This window comes from Streptomyces sp. NPDC017529 (assembly GCF_044329785.1).
Classification (GTDB): Bacteria; Actinomycetota; Actinomycetes; order Streptomycetales; family Streptomycetaceae; genus Streptomyces.
In genome coordinates this window covers 1-17,246 of the sequence record NZ_JBIRJY010000033.1, presented here as the reverse complement: position 1 = coordinate 17,246, position 17,246 = coordinate 1, and the positions used below count along the sequence as shown (strand labels likewise).

The window sequence follows — 17,246 nt, the reverse complement described above, 5'->3', positions numbered from 1 at the left end:
AAACCTCGCTTAAGGCACCCGCACGCCATTGCCCCACCCGATGCGCGGCGTATCGGGCGGTCGTCCGCCGTGTGGGGGGTATGTTGCGGCCTGCCGGCCGTATCGGCCGCGTTCTACTCGATCTCGATGTCCGCCGTTCCTCCCTCCGTTCCCACGAGGTGGAGGCGGTGGCTCCCGAAGCGGAGGTCGAGTTCCTTGGACAGCTTCAGGCTCACACCGTGCGAACTGAGCCTGACGTGGCTCTCGCTCACTTCTTTGACCTCCAGCTCAAGGTTCTGGATCTTGATCGACGTCCCCGAGCGCGCGTGAATGGTGCACGCGCCTCCCTCACAGCGCGCGTCGATGTCGTCGGGAGCGCAGCCGGCCACCGCCAGCAGCGGAAGAGCGAGCACGAGAACAGATGCGGCGACACGTGCAGAGCGGGGCATGGAGATCTCCTGTCATCTGATTCGTGGCAGTTGGTGGCGAAGGTAGGGTCGGCAGACCCACTCCTGATATCCCGCTACGCCCCATCGCCGGTGGGCCCAGCCCCACTCCTTCCGCGCGTCCCAACTGCCGCCGTAGCGCTGCCGCTTTCCCCCTGCCACCGCACTTGAACACCCTTGTCCGGGTATGGCGGCGTGTGTTCTCGTGGTCTCGGTCATATGCGTGCGGGAGGCTAGGAGGGGCTTCGATGGCCGACAGAACCGGGCAGTTGCTGGCCATCAGCGACCTGCACATCAGCTATGCCGAGAACCGTGCCCTGGTCGAGCGCATGGCGCCGGACTCCGACGACGACTGGCTGCTCGTGGCCGGGGACGTCGCCGAGACGGTGGCCGACATCCGCTGGGCTCTCAAGACGCTGGCGAGCCGCTTCCGCAAGGTGGTCTGGGCTCCGGGCAACCACGAACTGTGGACCCACCCGGAAGACGCCGTCACCCTGCGCGGCGCCGCCCGTTACGAGCACCTGGTCGAGCTGTGCCGCGAGCTGGGCGTGGTCACCCCCGAGGACCCCTACCCGGTCTGGGAAGGCCCCGGCGGCCCGGTCGCCGTGGCACCGCTGTTCCTGCTGTACGACTACAGCTTTCTGCCGACCGGTTGCGCGACCAAGGACGAAGGTCTCTCCTACGCGCGCGAAACCGGCGTCATCTGCAACGACGAGTACCTGCTGCACCCCGACCCCTATCCGAGCCGGGATGCCTGGTGCAGGGACCGGGTGGCGGTGACCGAGCGCCGGCTCGCCGCGCTTCCCGACGGCCTGCCCGCGGTCCTGGTCAACCACTACCCGCTGGACCGCCATCCCACGGACGTCCTGAGGTACCCCGAGTTCGCCATGTGGTGCGGCACCCGGCTGACCGCCGACTGGCACCGCCGGTTCCGCGTGGCCGCCATGGTCTACGGCCACCTCCACATCCCGCGGACCACCTGGCACGGCGGCGTCCGCTTCGAAGAGGTGTCGGTGGGCTATCCCCGCGAGTGGCGCAACCGCCCGGGGCCGCCCGGCGGGCTGCGCCGCATCCTGCCGCTGGGAGTGCACGGCCGGTGATCGGGGAACTGCTGCCTGAGTCGGTGGTGGCCGTGGAGGTCTACGGTGACGACGAGGCCGGCCAGACCCCGTTGTACCCCGAGGAAGAGGCGGTGGTGGCTCGGGCGGTGGACAAGCGGCGCCGCGAGTTCGCCACCGTACGCACCTGCGCCCGCCGCGCCATGGAGAAGCTCGGCGTGCCGCCGCAGCCCGTCCTGCCCGATCAGCGCGGCGCCCCGCGCTGGCCGAAGGGGCTGCTCGGCAGCATGACCCACTGCGACGGGTATCGCGCGGCCGCCCTGGCCCGCGCCACCGACCTGGCCTCTGTCGGCATCGACGCCGAACCCCACGGTCCGCTCCCGGCCGGCGTCCTGCACTCCGTCTCGCTCCCCGCAGAGCGGGCGCGCCTGGCTCTCCTCGCCGCCCGGCACCCCACCGTCCACTGGGACCGGCTGCTGTTCAGCGCCAAGGAGTCCGTCTACAAGGCGTGGTTCCCGCTGACGGGGAAGTGGCTGGACTTCGAGGAGGCCGACATCGAGATCCGCCCGGACCCCGAAACGGCGGCGCACGGTCGCTTCCGCGCCGGACTGCTCGTCCCTGGACCGCTGGTGGGTGACCGGCGGCTCGGGCACTTCCAGGGGCGGTGGACCGTCCGGCAGGGCCTGGTCGCCACCGCGATCGCGGTCCCGCCGCCCTCGGATCCGTCCTGAGTCCGGGGGTGGCCGATGCCTGGTGGGGCTAGCCCCACCGCCCGCGGGGCGTAGCGGGATACCAGCGCAAACCGTCCGGCCATACGCTCTCCACCATTGGTCGGGTGCATTGTTCCCGGCTGGCAGAATGGTTCCGTGACGAAAGGATCAGACGGATGAGACTGCCTGCGGGAGGCGGTCCACCACGCTGGTGGGTCGAGATGGCGCGTGGGGTGTACCGGTCCGCGGTACTGACCGGGCTGACCTGGCTGATGCCCGCGGTGTGTCTGGGCGTTGCGCTGGGCGGCTCCCACGTGGTCCGCAGCTGGTCCGAGGGGTTGAGCGCGCCCCTGGTCGTCCGGGCGCTGGTGACCCTCGGGCAGGTCCTGATGGTGCTGCTGTGGGTCACCGTGGCCATCTGGATCGTGCACCCGCTGACCAGCCGGCCCCTCGCCAAGGCCGCGCGGCGATGTGCGGAGAGCTGGCTGGGTATGCGGCTCGAAGTGACCTACCGCGCCGTTCCCCAGGTCAGCCGCATGTCGACGGGTTACTGGTGGGACGGCCACGAGTACCACCGATCCGAACGGGAAGCGCGCCGCCGAGCCAAGGTGCACGCCCGGTTCCATGATCCGCAATTGCACTGGGACGGGCTGTGGGCCGTGGTCGCCGGTGTGACGGTGCTGCCGGTCGCGGCCCTGCCCCTGCTCGGACTCGCCGGCGGCGTGTACATGACGTTGACGCCGGGGCTCATCGGATACGGCATCGCCCTGATCGTCGCCAGTCTGGCCGCCTCCCCGTTCGCGTGGCGGATCTTTCGGCCGGTGGCACAGCGGCTGCTCGGACCGATCCCGCGCTCGTGGCTGGGCAGGCGGGTGAAGGAACTGGAAGCCATCCAGGCGGACCTGACCCAGACTCAGGCGGTCGAACTGGAGCGGATCGAGCGGGACCTGCACGACGGGACCCAGGCCCGGCTGCTCGCCATGGGCATGTCAGTAGGGGCCGCCGAGCAACTCGTCGACACCGATCCCGCCGCCGCGAAGGCACTCCTCGCCGAGGCCCGTACCGCGTCGGCGACCGCGCTCGCCGAGTTGCGCTCGCTGGTCCGCGGCATCAACCCGCCCGTGCTGGCCGAGCGCGGCCTGGTGGACGCCATCCGCGCCCTGGCGCTCGACGCTCCCGTCGAGATCGCCGTGCACAGCACAGTGCCCTCCCGGCCCGAGCGCCCCGTCGAGTCGGCGGTCTATTTCGCCGTCGCGGAACTGTTGGCGAACGTCGCCAAACACGCCAAAGCCTCGCAGGTGAAGGTCGAGTTCAGCTTCGCGCAGCAGACGCTCACCACGACGGTGACCGACGACGGGATCGGCGGAGCCGTCGCCTCGGCAGGCTCGGGGCTGCGCGGGATCGAGCGTCGGATGGCGGCATTCAACGGCCGCCTGGAGATCGACAGCCCCCCCGGGGGACCAACTCACATCACTGTGGCGGTGCCATGCGCGTTGTCGTAGCCGAAGACCTCTTCCTGCTCCGCGACGGGATGGTCCGGCTCGTCGAGGCGCACGGGCATACCGTGGTCGCGGCGGTCGACACGGGGCCGGCCACGCTCGACGCACTGCTGACGCTGCGGCCGGACGCGGCGATCGTGGACGTCCGGCTGCCACCGACGTTCTCCGACGAGGGACTTCAGGCCGCTCTCGCCGCCCGCCGGGAGATTCCGGGACTGCCCGTGCTCATCCTCTCGCAGCACGTGGAACAGCTGTATGCGCGCGAACTGCTCGCCGACGGGCACGGCGGCACCGGATACCAGCTCAAGGACCGGGTCCTGGACGCCGGCCAGTTCATGGACGCGCTCCAGCGCGTCGCCGACGGCGGTACGGCACTGGATCCGACGGTCGTCGCGAAGCTGCTGGGCCGGCCCCAGCGGGCCGATCCGCTCGCCACGCTCACCGACCGGGAACGCTCGGTGCTCGCGCTGATGGCCGAGGGACTCAGCAACACGGCGATCGCGGGCCGGCTGTTCCTCAGCGAGGGCGCCATCAGCAAGTACACGACCACGATCTTCGCCAAGCTCGGGATTGCCACCGCCGACGACACGAATCGCCGGGTGCGGGCCGTCCTCACCTACCTCGGCGCCGGCGAACCGAACGATCACTGAAGGCACGCGCCGGTCCCTGAGCACGCGTGCCGGGACCATGCGGACCGGCCCTGACGGCCGGGTCCGGCTCGACGCAGGCCGAACAGCCGCCGAGCGGCGCTGTCGGCTGCCGCAGTACCACACCACACCGTTACCGCAGTAATTGGACCTTGCCCCTCCGTGCACGGGGGTGCGGAGCGAGACCGAGGGCGCCAAGCGATCAGCACACGAAAGGGCAGGATCATGTCCGCAGTGATTGCAGTGCAGAACCTCCACAAGAAGTACGGCGATCTGGCGGCACTGGACGATGTGTCCTTCACCGTCGAGGAAGGTGAGGTCTTCGGGATCGTAGGCCCCAACGGCGCGGGCAAGACCACGGCCCTGGAATGCATCGAGGGACTGCGCAAGTGTGACGGCGGGGAGGTCCGCGTGCTCGGCTGCGACCCCCACGCGCAACGGGCCGAGATCACTCAGCGGCTCGACGTCCAGCTCCAGGACGGCAACGGGACCAACCGGCAGCGGATCGCCGAGGCGCTGTCGCTCTACAGCTCCTTCTACCGCGACCCCGCCGACTGGCGTCACCTCATGGACTCGCTCCGGCTGGAGGACGAGGTCCCCTTAAACGGGTTGTCAGACAGCCAGGAGCAGCGCCTCTCGGCAGCGCTGGCCCGGGTCGGCAACCCGCAGGTCGCGGTCTTCGACGAGCTCACCACCGGTCTGGACCCGCAGGCTCGGCACGACACATGGGAGGTGATCGAGGCCGTCCGCGCCAGCGGAGTCACCATCCTCCTCGCCACGGACCTCATGGAAGAGGCCGAGCGGCTGTGCGACCGGGTCGCCCTGATCAGCAAGGGCCGTGTCACGACCGTCGGCACACCGTCGGCGCTGATCGAGCGGGTCCAGCGCGACACACGGATCACCTTCCGCCCGTCAGCACCGTTCGACGACAGCCTTCTGACCCGGCTGCCCGACGTGACCGGCGTGACCGGCGAGGGGGATCACGTGACGGTCACCGGCACCACCGACGTGCTGTACGCGGTCACGTCGGAACTGGCGCGCCACGCCATCGTGCCCAGACACCTCCGTGTCGAACAGGCCACGTTGGAGGACGCGTTCCTCGACCTGACCAGCAGCGACTTCAAGGCGAAGTAGCAGCCGGGGCCGCGGGGTCTCAGCCGGCGGCCGCCTCCTCGCGCCGCTCCGTATCCCGGACCCGGGCGGCCAGTCCCCGCGGGGTGGGCCGCTCGAACACCTCGGTGAGGCTCAGCGATACGCCGCTCATGTTCTGGAGTTCCTGCATCGCCATGGCGGCGAGCATGGAGTTGCCTCCGTAAGCGAAGAAGTCCGTGTCGGCGTCGACGTCCTCGCGCCGCAGCAGGCTCCGCCACAGCGCGGTCAGCCGGCCCGTCAGCTCGTCCAGGTCCGGGCGACGCGCCCCGGGCCGTGCCGAGGCGAGGCCCGTGCGCCGGTCGGCGAGCATCCGCTCCAGTGCGGGATAGTCGACCTTGCCATTGGCGTTGACCGGCATCGGGTCGACCGTGACGAGGTCACCGGGAAGCATCGACCGGGACAGGCGGGAACGGGCATGCGCCCAGACGCTTTCGGTGTCGAGCGAGCCGGCTGCGGCCGGCTCCAGGCAGCCGATGAGCACGGCGTCCGCGCTCGGGTCGCCCACCATGACCACCGCGGCGGCGCCGACTTCGGGGTGCGCGAGGAGCGTCGACTCGATCTCGCCGAGCTCGATGCGGTTCCCGCGGAGTTTGACCTGCCGGTCGCTACGGCCGAACAGGTCGAGCGTTCCGTCCGTACGCCAGCAGGCCATGTCGCCCGTACGGTAGAAGCGGCCGTACGTACGGTGTTCGCCGAAGCGCTGCGCGTTGAGTTCCGGCCGGCCGTGGTACCCGATCGCCACCCCGGCGCCCGAGATGCACAGTTCCCCACGAACACCGACGGGGAGTTCGCGGCCGTGCTGATCGACCACATGGAGCTGGGTGTTGCGGATCGGCCGACCGACGTCCAGGCGGGGCCCCATCGCTTGGGTGACCACACGTGACGTCGACCAGATGGTCGTCTCCGTGGGCCCGTAGGCGTGGTGCAGCACACAGCCGGCGGCCACCAGCCGCTGGGCCAGGGAAACCGGCACGGGCTCACCGCCCACTATGACGCTGCGGCCCCGCAGGCAGTCCTCCATCCGGTCGATGACCAGCCGCCAGGTCGTCGGCGTCGCCTCGATGAACCGCACCCCGTAGCGCGACACCAGCTCCCGCATGACCCGGCCGTCGCTCCTGGCCCGGTCGGGGGCCGCCACCAGGCGGCCGCCGGAGACCAGCGCCACGTGCAGCTCGATGCCGGACATGTCGAACGCGAACGTCGTCGTCCACAACATCGCGTCACCGGACGACGCTTCCAACTGCTCGGCGAAGTGCACCGCCACATTGGCCAGGGCCGCGTGGGTGATCAGGGTCCCCTTCGGCCGCCCGGTCGATCCGGAGGTGTAGATCAGGTACGCGCAGGACGCCGGGTCCACCGCACCGGGCGGGGCGTCACACGCGTTCGCGTCCGGAACGGTGTCAACCGCGGGCACGGTCAGCACCACGAGACCGTCCTCGGCGAAGTGCGTCGCGTCCTCGGTGGCCACGAGGACCTTCGCTGCCGAGTCGGAGAGCTGGTACCGGATCCGCTCCTCGGGGTGGGCCGCGTCGACGGGCAGGTACGCCGCGTGCGCCAGCCAGGTTCCCAGGACGGCCGCGACCAGCTCGGGACCGCGCGGGAGGGCTATCGCCACCACGTCCCCCGGCCGGACGCCGGCGCCCCGGATGACAGCGCTCATGGCGTGTGCCGCGCTCCACAACCGGCCGTATCCGACCGACCGTTCGCCGTCCATGACGGCGACGGCTTCGGGCCTGCGCAGGGCGTGCTCGTGGACGGCGTCGAGGACCGAGGCAGGCTCGACGGGCCGGGCCGTGTCGTTCGCCGCCGCGATGATCCCGTGGTCCCGGTCGCTCCACCAGTGGACCTCTCCCACCGCGCGGTCGGGGGCGTCCGCGAACGAGGCCAGCACCGCCTCGTACCGCGCCAGCAGCAGTTCGGCGCAGGGTCGCGCGAAGAGCTCGGTCCGGTGGACGACCCGTACCGAGATGCCGTCGTCCGTAGAGGTGGTGGAGAGGTGGAGGTCGAACGTGGCGAAGCCGCTCGCGGCGGGGAACGGTCCCGCCGCGAGGCCGCCGAGGGTGAAGGCGGCAGGGCCGCACCCCGCCCGGTGCTCGAACACGTGCCGGAACGGCAGGGACCGCCGGCCGGACCGCGCCACGGGCGTGAGGCCGGCGAGCGCCTCCACGGCCGCATCGGCGTGCGCCGCGGCCGTCAGCAACCGCTCGCCGCTCCTGCGCACCAGGTCGCGCACGCTCTCCTCCCGGGTCACCCGCAGCCGCAGCGGTACGTGGGTGACGTGGTACCCGATCGTGCGGGCGGCGTGCTGTGGTCTGACGTCGACCGGGGAGCCGACGAGCAGGTCGGGCCCGGCACCGTGCGTCTCCAGCAGCACGTAGTACGCGGCCAGCAGGACCGCGGACTCCAGGACGCCGAGGTCGTCGGCGAGCCGCCGGACCGCGGCCACCGTACGCGCCGGCACCTCGCGGTCGACCTGCGCCGCCGCCAGCGTCGGCCGGTCCGGCTCGGGGGCCGCGCAGGCCAGTTCCAGGCCGTCGGTGTCCGCGCCCGCCAGCTCCTCGCGCCAGAAGGCGAGGCTCTTCCCACTCGGCGGCGCCTCTGCCCACCGGGGTACCGGTGCCAGTCCCGCCTCCGGCGCCCCGTCCGCGTGCTCGTACGCGGACACCAGCTCGGTGCGGAAGACCGAGGCGGACACCTCGTCGAAGACGAGGTGGTGCGCCGTGACGCAGAAGACGTCCGTGCCCGGGGAGCGGAAGAGCGCCGCCCTCAGCATCGGCCCGCCGTCCAGGCCGAACGGCGCGGCGGTCACGACCGCCAGGTCGTCCTCGGACGGCTCGCCCGGAAGCACGAACTGCACCACGTCGAGCCGGAACTCGTCCGGTCCGGCCACGCGCTTGACCAGCCGGGTGCCGTCGCTGCGGTAGACGGTGCGCAACGCCTCGTGGCGGCGCAGCACCACGGCCAGCGCCGCGTCGAGCCGGGACGCGTCCATGTGCCCTGTGACGGCGAACGCCATGGACAGGTTGTGCACGGGGGAGCCCGGCGCCGACGACTCGCGCAGCCACAGAGCCTCTTCCTTCGGAGCGGCTCCCGTTTCCTCACCCAATTCCGCAGGCGTGTGCCCCTTCGCGGAATTCATCACGTCGCTCCTTCACAAGTCCGCTGACTCCGCCGGCTTTCCCCTGGGTGCCCGGCCACCCTAGATGCCCAGTTCCTTGTCGATGAGATCGAATATCTCGTCGTCGGTCGCCTCGCTGATGTCCTCGTCGGCGGGCGCGCCGTCCGCGTCCCCGCCGCGGAACTCCTCCACGATTCCCTCCAGGCGGCTCATGATCATCGCCTTCTTGCCGCCCCGCCGGGCTATCACGGAAAGAAGGGACTTGAGCCTGTCGAGTTCGTTGAGGACCGGCTCGTAGTCGATTTCCTGGTCGGCGATCCTTTCCCGGAGATATTCGGCGAGCTCGCCGGGGGTGGGGTAGTCGAAGACCACCGCGGCGGGCAGCCGCAGCCCGATGGCGCCGCTGATCCGGTTACGGAACTCCACCGCGGTCAGCGAGTCGAAGCCGAGCTGACGGAAGTACCGGGCGGACTCGATGGACTCGGGCCCTGGCCTGTTGAGGACGAGGGCCGCCTGGGTCAGCACCAGATTCAAAACCGCGCCCCCCAGCTGCTCGGGCGGCAGCGCGGCCCACTGGCCGGCCAGGTTCCTGCCGGCGTCCGGCCCCGCCGCTCCGGCCGTACGCCGGTTGGGCCGGACCAGGCCGGTCACCAGGGCGGGGGCCGCGCTTCCCAGGCGGCCCAGCGCGAGCAGGTCCAGGCGGGCCGTCACCAGCAGCGGGTCCGTCCGGCCCGCCGCCGCGTCCAGCAGGGCGAGTCCGTCGGACGTGGTCAGCGGCCGCAGCCCCTGCCGGCTCATCCGCTGCCGGTCGGCGTCCGTCAGTTCGCCGGCCATGCCCTGCTCCCACGGGCCCCACGCCAACGACACGGCGGGCAGGCCCTGATGGCGCCGGTGGGCGGCGAGGGCGTCCAGGAAGGTGTTGCAGGCCGCGTAGTTGGCCTGCCCCGGGGTGCCCCAGACGCCGGCCACCGAGGAGAAGAGGGTGAAGGTGTCCAGGTCCAGGTGGCGGGTCAGCTCGTGCAGGTGCCAGGCCGCATCCGCCTTGGGTCGCATGACCCGCTGTACCCGGTCCGGGGTGAGCGCCCCGATGACACCGTCGTCGAGGACGCCTGCCGTGTGGACGACCCCGGTCAGCGGCGCCACCGCCGGCACCCCGGCGATCACCTCGGCCAGCTGGTCCCGGTCCGCCACGTCGCAGGCCACCACCTGCACGCCCGTACCGGAGCCCGCCAACCCGGCGACCAGCTCCGGCATCCCGGCCGCGCCCATGCCGCGACGCGAGGCCAGCAGCACGCGCCGGGCCCGCCCGGTCGCCGCCAGGTGCCGGGCGACCAGGCCGCCCAGCGCGCCCGACGCACCGGTCACCAGCACCGTGCCCACGTCGGACGGCCGCGTCGGCACGGTCAGGACGACCTTCCCGATGTGCCGTCCCTGACGCAGGAACCGGAAGGCATCCACCGCGCGCCGCACATCCCAGCACGCCACCGGCAACGGCCGCAGCGCGCCCTGCGCGAACAGTTCCGACAGCGACGACAGCATGCCGCCGATCGCCTCCGGATCCTCCAGCAGCAGGTCGAGCGTCCGATAGGTGACCTGGTGATCCCGCTCCACCTGGCCGGGGTCGCGTACATCGGCCTTGCCCATCTCGACGAACCGCCCGCCGGGACGGGTCAGCCGCAGCGACGCATCCACCGACTCCCCTGTCAGGGAGCCCAGCACCACATCCATGCCGCGCCCACCGGTCTCCGTACGGAACGCCGCCTCGAAGTCCGTGGTCCGGGACGACGCCATGTGCCGCTCGTCCAGCCCCAGTTCCCGCAGCGCACTCCACTTCTTCGGCGACGCGGTCACGAAGACCTCGGCGCCCAGGTACCGGGCCACCTGCACGGCGGCCATGCCCACACCGCCCGCGGCGGCGTGGATCAGCACCCGCTCGCCGCGCCGCAGCCCAGCCAGCCGCACCAGCGCATGGTACGCGGCCAGGAACGCCATCGGCGCACCGGCCGCTTCCGCCGCGGACCAGCCAGCGGGCACCCGCGTCACGGCGTGTGCGGCAGCCACCGCCACGGGCCCGAACGCGCCCGGGAACAGCCCCATCACCGCGTCGCCGACCGCAGGTTCCACCACGCCCGGCCCGGTCTCCAGCACGACTCCGGTGCCTTCGAGGCCCAGCGCACCCGCCTCACCGGGATACATGCCCAGCACGTTCAGCACGTCGTGGAAGTTCACGCCGGCCGCGCGCACCGCCACCCGTACCTCACCGGCCGCCAGCGGCCGCTGCCCGTCCTCGCACTCCTCCAGGACCAGGTTCTCCACCGTGCCGCGCTCGGTGATCCCCAGCCGCCAGTGCGCCCCGTCCGGCACCGCCAGTCCGTCCCCGGCGGCACGCGCCAGTCGCCGTACCCGCACCTGCGCGTCCCGTACCGCGAACTCGGGCTCCCCCAGCGCCGTTCCGGCCACGACGAGGGGCCCGGAGCCGTTCAGCGCCTCCACGTCCGCCAGCACGATCCGCTCCGGGTGCTCACCCGCCGCCGCGCGCACCAGACCGGTGACGCCCGCGCTGTCCATCCGCAGGCTCACACCGGGGCCTGTGTCCACACCGCGCTCCGTCACCACCACGAGGCGCGAACCGTCGAGCACTCCGGCGGCCAGCCATTCCTGTATGACGCCGAGGGCGCTGAGTACGGTGCGCTGGGCGCGGTGGTGGATGGCGGTGGAAGCCTCGGCGTATGGAGCGTCGGGGCTCTGTGAGGAGGCGGCGTCGCTGTCGGGTTCGAGACTGAGGCCGGGGACGCAGCAGGTCACCACCACGTCGGGCACCGCGGCACCCGCCTCGACCGCCGCGAGCAGCGCCGCCATGTCCGCGTACGCCGCCGCGCCGGGCACGCCCAGTCCGCCGTCCTCGCCGAGCACCGCCCAGCTGCGGGCCGGCTGCCCGGCGCCCTCCGCCACGGCGGCCGGGACCCAGTCCACGCGGAAGAGCCCTTCACGGGCCGGTCCCGCAGCCTGGTCCAGGGCTCCGGCGGCCGGCGGCTCCAGCACCACCGATCCGATCGAGACGATCGGCTGTCCGGCCGCGTCGGCGAGCGTCACCGATGTGCCTTCGCCCGTGGGTGACGGCGCCACTCGTACCCGCGCCGCCGTCGCGCCCGACGCGTGCACCCGTACGCCACTCCACACGAAAGGCAGCAGCGGCCCCTCGCCGCCCCCCGCCTGTTCCAGGCTCGTCACATGCAACGCGGCGTCCAGCAACGCCGGATGCACCCCGAACCCGGACACCTCCGCGCCCTCGGCCAGCGCCACCTCCGCGAACACCTCGTCGCCGCGCCGCCATGCCCGCCGTACGCCCTGGAACACCTGCCCGTACTCGGCCCCGGCAGCCGCCAGGCCCTCGTAGAGCCCGTCCACATCGGCCACCACGGCACCCGCCGGTGGCCACTGCACACTCCACGCTGCCGTTTCCGCGACTGTGTCACCGTCCGTATCGGCCGGTGCCAGGGCTCCCGCCGCATGGCAGACCCACTCGCCCTCGGCCGCCCGCGCGAACACGGAGAACTCCCGCCGCCCCGCGGGGCCGGCCTCACCGACGGTGACCTGAACCCGCATGTCCCCGCGCTCCGGCAGCACCAACGGCTTTTCGACGACCAGTTCCTCGACCTGGTCGCAGCCGGCCTCGTCACCGGCCCGCACCGCCATCTCCACCAGTGCCGCGGCAGGTACCACCACCCGGCCCGCGACGAGCGACTGGGCCAGCCACGGTTGCGCGGACACGACGAGCTGCCCGGTCAGTACCACCCCGCCGGTCGCGGGGAGCTCGACGGCCGCGCCCAGCAGCGGGTGACGCGGGCTCTCCAGGCCCAGGTCCTCGGCACGGCTGCCGGCGACCGGGGCCAGCCAGTACCGCTGGCGCTGGAAGGCGTAGGTGGGGAGGTCGATCCGCTGGGGGGCCTTGCCTGTGCTCGTGCTCGTGAAGACCTGGTCCCAGCCGACGTCCACACCTCGGACGAATGCCTTGGCCAGCGCCGTCAGCAGCGCGCGGGGTTCGTCACGGCCACGGCGCAGCACCGGCAGCCAGGCCTCGGAGGCATCGTCGTTCTCAGTCTCCGTACGGGACTGCGGGCCCATGCCCGACAGCACACCGTCCGGACCGATCTCGATGAATGTCCGTACGCCGCTGTCACGGAGCGCGCAGGCCGAATCGGCAAAGCGGACCGCTTCGCGGACGTGCCGCACCCAGTACGAAGGATCGGTGACCTCACTGGTCACAGGCTTGCCGGTCAGAGCCGACACCAGCGTCAGACGCGGCTCCTGGACGGTGACGGAGCTCACGACGCGCGCGAACTCCTCCAGCATCGGCTCCATCAACGGCGAGTGGAAGGCATGCGAGACCCGCAGACGACTGGTACGCGCCCCGGCCTGCGCCAACTCCTGGGCAGCGGCCAGCGCTTCGTCTTCGTTCCCGGATATCACGACGGCCTTCGGTCCGTTGACCGCCGCGATGCCGACACCCGGGCGGCCCTTGATCGCTTCGAGGACCCGCTCCTCACTGGCCTCGACCGCCACCATCGCTCCACCGGTGGGGAGTTGCTGCATGAGGCGGCCGCGTGCGGCCACCACCGCGCAGGCGTCGGCCAGCGACCACACCTCCGCGACATACGCAGCCGCCAGCTCACCGATCGAATGCCCCGCCACCACCTGCGGACGCACGCCCCACGACTCCAACAGCCGAAACAACGCCACCTCAACCGCAAACAGACCGGACTGCGCCCACACCGTCTCGTCAATGCGGCCCTCACCCGGCCAGGACGCCTCGCCTTCGCCACGGCTCACCGCTGCCAGCGAACCCTCCAGATGCTCGGCCAGGCCCGCGCACACGGCATCGAAGGCCTCAGCGAAGACCGGGAACGCCGCATACAGCCCCTGACCCATGCCGACCCGCTGGGCGCCCTGCCCCGTGAACACGAAGCCGATCTTGCCCGCGCCACTGGATGTCCCGAAGACGACACCCGGAACCTCACGCCCTTCCGCCAACGCCCGTACCCCGGCGGCCAGTTCCTCGCGATCAGAGCCCAGCACCACCGCACGGTGCTCCAACACCCCACGCAAAGTCGCCAGTGACCAACCCATGTCGCTCGCGTCCACGTCCGAATGTTCCTGGGCGAACTGCGCCAGCCGCTCGGCCTGGCCCAGCAGCCCGGCAGCCGACCGACCCGACACCACCCACGGCACCACCGGCAGCACCGCACCATCGGCCGGGGAGGTTTCGGCATCCAGTGCGGAAGCGGCTTCGGGTGCCTGCTCGATAATGACGTGGGCGTTGGTGCCGGAGAACCCGAACGAGGACACGCCCGCACGCCGCGGACGCTCCCCCACCTCCGGCCACGGAGCGGCCTCGGTCACCAGCCGTACCGCACCCGCATCCCAGTCGATGTGTGAGGAGGGTGCGTCCACGTGCAGTGTCGCGGGGACGATGCCGTGCCGCATCGCCGACACCATCTTGATGACCCCCGCCACGCCGGCCGCCGCCTGCGCATGACCAATGTTGGACTTCACCGAACCCAACAGCAACGGCCGCTCCTCCGGCCGACCCTGGCCGTACGTCGCCAGCAGCGCCTGCGCCTCGATCGGATCACCCAACCGGGTACCCGTGCCATGGCCCTCGACCACATCCACGTCGGCGGACGTCAGGTGGGCATTGGCCAGCGCGGACCGGATCACCCGCTGCTGCGACGGGCCGTTCGGCGCCGTCAGACCGTTGGAAGCACCGTCCTGGTTCATCGCCGTTCCGGCCACCACCGCGAGAATCCGGTGACCGTTGCGCCGCGCGTCCGACATCCGCTCGACCACCAGGACGCCGACACCCTCGCCCCAGCCCGTACCGTCCGCAGCCTCCGCATACGCCTTGCAGCGCCCGTCAGCGGAAAGGCCTCGCTGTCGAGAGAAGTCGATGAACGTGCCGGGTGTGGACATCACCGTCACGCCGCCGGCCAACGCGAGCGACGACTCCCCCGAACGCAACGACTGGCACGCCAGATGCAACGCCACCAACGACGACGAACACGCCGTGTCCACCGTCACCGCCGGACCCTCCAGACCCAGCGCATACGCCACCCGACCCGAGGCGACGGACCCCGTGCCGCCCGTGCCGAGGTAACCCTCGACCTCCTCGGGGACGGGATACGACGGCAGGTAGTCGTGGTAGAAGAGGCCCGCGAAGACGCCCGTATCGCTGCCCTTCAATGATCCAGGATCGATCCCCGCGTCTTCCAGCGCTTCCCACGAGGTCTCCAGCAGCAGCCGCTGCTGCGGATCCATCGCCACCGCCTCACGCGGACTGATCCCGAAGAACTCCGCATCGAACTCCCCGGCGTCGTGGAGGAAGCCGCCCTGGCCCGAGTAGGTCTTTCCGACCGCTTCCGGATCCGGGTCGACCACGTCTCCGGGCCATCCTCGGTCCACGGGGAACGCGCCCACCGCGTCCCCGCCCGATTCGAGCAGCTGCCAGAACTCGCCCGGAGACGAGACACCACCCGGGAAGCGGCACGCCATCCCCACGATCACCAGGCGGTCGTCGTCAACCAGTGCTCCACCGGTCGCCGGGAGGGCAGGGCCCACCGGCACGGCATCCGTCTCGCCGACCATCTCACGCAGTACGAAGCCGACGAGAGCGGCCGGGGTCGGGTAGTCGAACACTGCGGTAGCGGAGAGGCGCAGGCCGGTGACGTTGTTGAGGCGGTTGCGCAGCTCGACTGCGGTGAGGGAGTCGAAACCGACGTCCCGGAAGGCGCGGTCCGCAACCACGCTGTCAGGCCCCGGCAGGCCCAGCACCAGGGCGGTCTGGGTGGCGATCATGTCCCGTACGGCCTCTTGCTGCTCGGCAGGGCTCAGCCCGGCCAGACGCACGGCCAGTGCGTTCTGCCCATCGGCGGCCTGCCCGACCGTACGACGGGCAGGCGAGTCCATACGTGTCGTGCGCGCAAGTGCGGACAGGAGGGGTGGTGCCTCGGCCGTTCCGCGTATTGCCGCCAGGTCCAACTTGGCTGCTACCAGCAGTGGTTCGGTGCGGCCCATGGCCTCGTCGAGTGCGGCGAGACCGTCCGCGACAGGCAGCAGCCTCATCCCCTGGCGGGCCAGCCGCTGCCGGTCACCTTCTGTGAGTTCGCTGGCCATGCCCTGCTCCCAGGGGCCCCACGCCAACGACACGGCGGGCAGGCCCTGCTGGCGGCGGTGGGCGGCGAGGGCGTCCAGGAAGGTGTTGCCTGCCGCATAGTTGGCCTGGCCCGCGTTGCCGATGACACCGGCGATGGACGAGAAGAGAACGAAAGTGTCCAGGTCCAGATCACGGGTCAGCTCGTGCAGGTTCCAGGCAGCGTCGACCTTCGGCCGCATCACCGACTCCACCCGCTCCGCGGTCAGAGCCGTGGCCAGGCCGTCGTCCACGATCCCGGCCGCGTGGACGACACCGGTCAGCGGCACACCGTCCAGGACCTCGGCGAGCTGACCACGGTCAGCGGCATCACATGCGGCAACAGTGACCTCGACGCCCGCCTTCTCCAGATCGGCGACCAGTTCCGGCATACCCGACGCCTCGATACCACGGCGTGAGAGCAGCAGCAGCCGCTCGGCCCGGTTGGCTGCCGCCAGATGCCGGGCCACCCGCCCACCCAGAGCCCCCGAAGCACCCGTCACCAACACCGTTCCCGCACGACCCACACACCCCACCGAAGCCGCCCGCACGGCCCGCGCCAGCCGCGGTACCCGCACCTGGCCCCCGCGTACCGCGAACTGCGGCTCACCCGAACCCACACCCACCCGCAGCCACTCCGCGACACCATCGGCGGACAGATCATCCACATCCGCGAGCACCAAACGCCCCGGATTCTCCGCCTGCGCTACCCGCACCAGCCCCCACACCGCAGCAGGGGCAACCTCCACGGCGCAGTCCGCACCCGCATCCATCGCGCGCTCGGTGACCACCAACAGCCGCGACCCGGACAAGGCCTCCTGCGCAAGCCACTCCTGTACGACACCCAGCACGTGCACCGCCGCGCTACGAGCCGCGCCCGCAACACCGGCCGTGCCCACCTCCGGCACGACCCGCAGCACCACAACCGAGGGAACTTCTCCGCCCTCTTCCACCGACGCCACCAGGCCACTCACACCCTCGACGCCCAGCTCCACCCACAGGCACTCAGACACCGACTCACCCTCGGGCGTGACCGGCACCCACTCCACGCCGTACAGACCCCCACGAGCCGACGCCGTCGCAGCGGCAAGGTCCTCGGCCGACACCGACCGCAACACCAAAGAACCGACGGACACGATCAGTTCACCGGTGGGGTCGGCGAGAGTCAGCGATACGCCCTCGCCAGTACGCTCCGGGGTCATCCGGACCCGGGCCACCGACGCACCCGACGCATGCAGGCTGACGTTCTTCCAGGCGAACGGCAGCGCCAGCCCTTCATGCGCAGCACCCAAGCCCAGCACATGCAGGGCAGCGTCCAGCAGCACCGGGTGCACCCCGAAGCCGGACACCGCCGTACCCTCGGCCAACGCGACCTCGGCGAACAGTTCGTCGCCGCGCCGCCAGGCCGCACGCATCCCCTGGAATACCGGACCGTACGCAAGCCCGCTCTC

The 17,246-nt window shown here is 71.4% G+C and carries 8 protein-coding genes; 5 read left to right on the top strand and 3 right to left on the bottom strand.

Annotation, left to right across the window (positions count from 1 at the left end; all coding sequences use genetic code 11):
- Positions 1-113 precede the first annotated feature (113 nt).
- Complete coding sequence (locus tag ACH4K4_RS37015) at positions 114-428, bottom strand: hypothetical protein (RefSeq protein WP_398174175.1); 315 nt, start codon at positions 426-428, stop codon at positions 114-116.
- A gap of 245 nt (positions 429-673) precedes the next feature.
- Here ACH4K4_RS37015 and ACH4K4_RS37010 point away from each other — a divergent pair, with 245 nt between their 5' ends.
- From ACH4K4_RS37010 to ACH4K4_RS36990, 5 genes are all read left to right on the top strand, one after another.
- The gene (locus ACH4K4_RS37010) at positions 674-1,525 is read left to right on the top strand and encodes a metallophosphoesterase family protein (RefSeq protein ID WP_398174172.1); all 852 of its coding nucleotides are present in this window, start codon (positions 674-676) and stop codon (positions 1,523-1,525) included.
- Positions 1,522-2,214: a 4'-phosphopantetheinyl transferase gene (locus ACH4K4_RS37005; RefSeq protein ID WP_398174169.1), complete on the top strand. Its 693-nt coding sequence runs from the start codon at positions 1,522-1,524 to the stop codon at positions 2,212-2,214. The genes ACH4K4_RS37010 and ACH4K4_RS37005 overlap by 4 nt, the downstream gene beginning before the upstream one ends.
- 155 nt (positions 2,215-2,369) lie before the next feature.
- Complete coding sequence (locus ACH4K4_RS37000) at positions 2,370-3,695, top strand: sensor histidine kinase (RefSeq protein WP_398174166.1); 1,326 nt, start codon at positions 2,370-2,372, stop codon at positions 3,693-3,695.
- The gene (locus tag ACH4K4_RS36995) at positions 3,680-4,342 is read left to right on the top strand and encodes a LuxR C-terminal-related transcriptional regulator (RefSeq protein WP_398174163.1); all 663 of its coding nucleotides are present in this window, start codon (positions 3,680-3,682) and stop codon (positions 4,340-4,342) included. Before ACH4K4_RS37000 ends, ACH4K4_RS36995 begins: the two co-directional genes overlap by 16 nt.
- A gap of 222 nt (positions 4,343-4,564) precedes the next feature.
- A complete protein-coding gene (locus tag ACH4K4_RS36990) occupies positions 4,565-5,473 on the top strand; it encodes an ABC transporter ATP-binding protein (protein ID WP_398174160.1) in 909 nt (302 codons plus the stop codon).
- A 19-nt stretch (positions 5,474-5,492) separates the two neighbouring features.
- Here the strand turns inward: ACH4K4_RS36990 and ACH4K4_RS36985 are convergent, their stop codons facing one another.
- Both ACH4K4_RS36985 and ACH4K4_RS36980 read right to left on the bottom strand, forming a co-directional pair.
- Entirely contained in the window at positions 5,493-8,630 is a 3,138-nt protein-coding gene (locus ACH4K4_RS36985; protein ID WP_398174157.1) for an amino acid adenylation domain-containing protein, read from the bottom strand.
- A gap of 60 nt (positions 8,631-8,690) precedes the next feature.
- A partial coding sequence (locus ACH4K4_RS36980) for an SDR family NAD(P)-dependent oxidoreductase (protein ID WP_398174154.1) occupies positions 8,691-17,246 on the bottom strand: 8,556 nt, incomplete at its 5' end.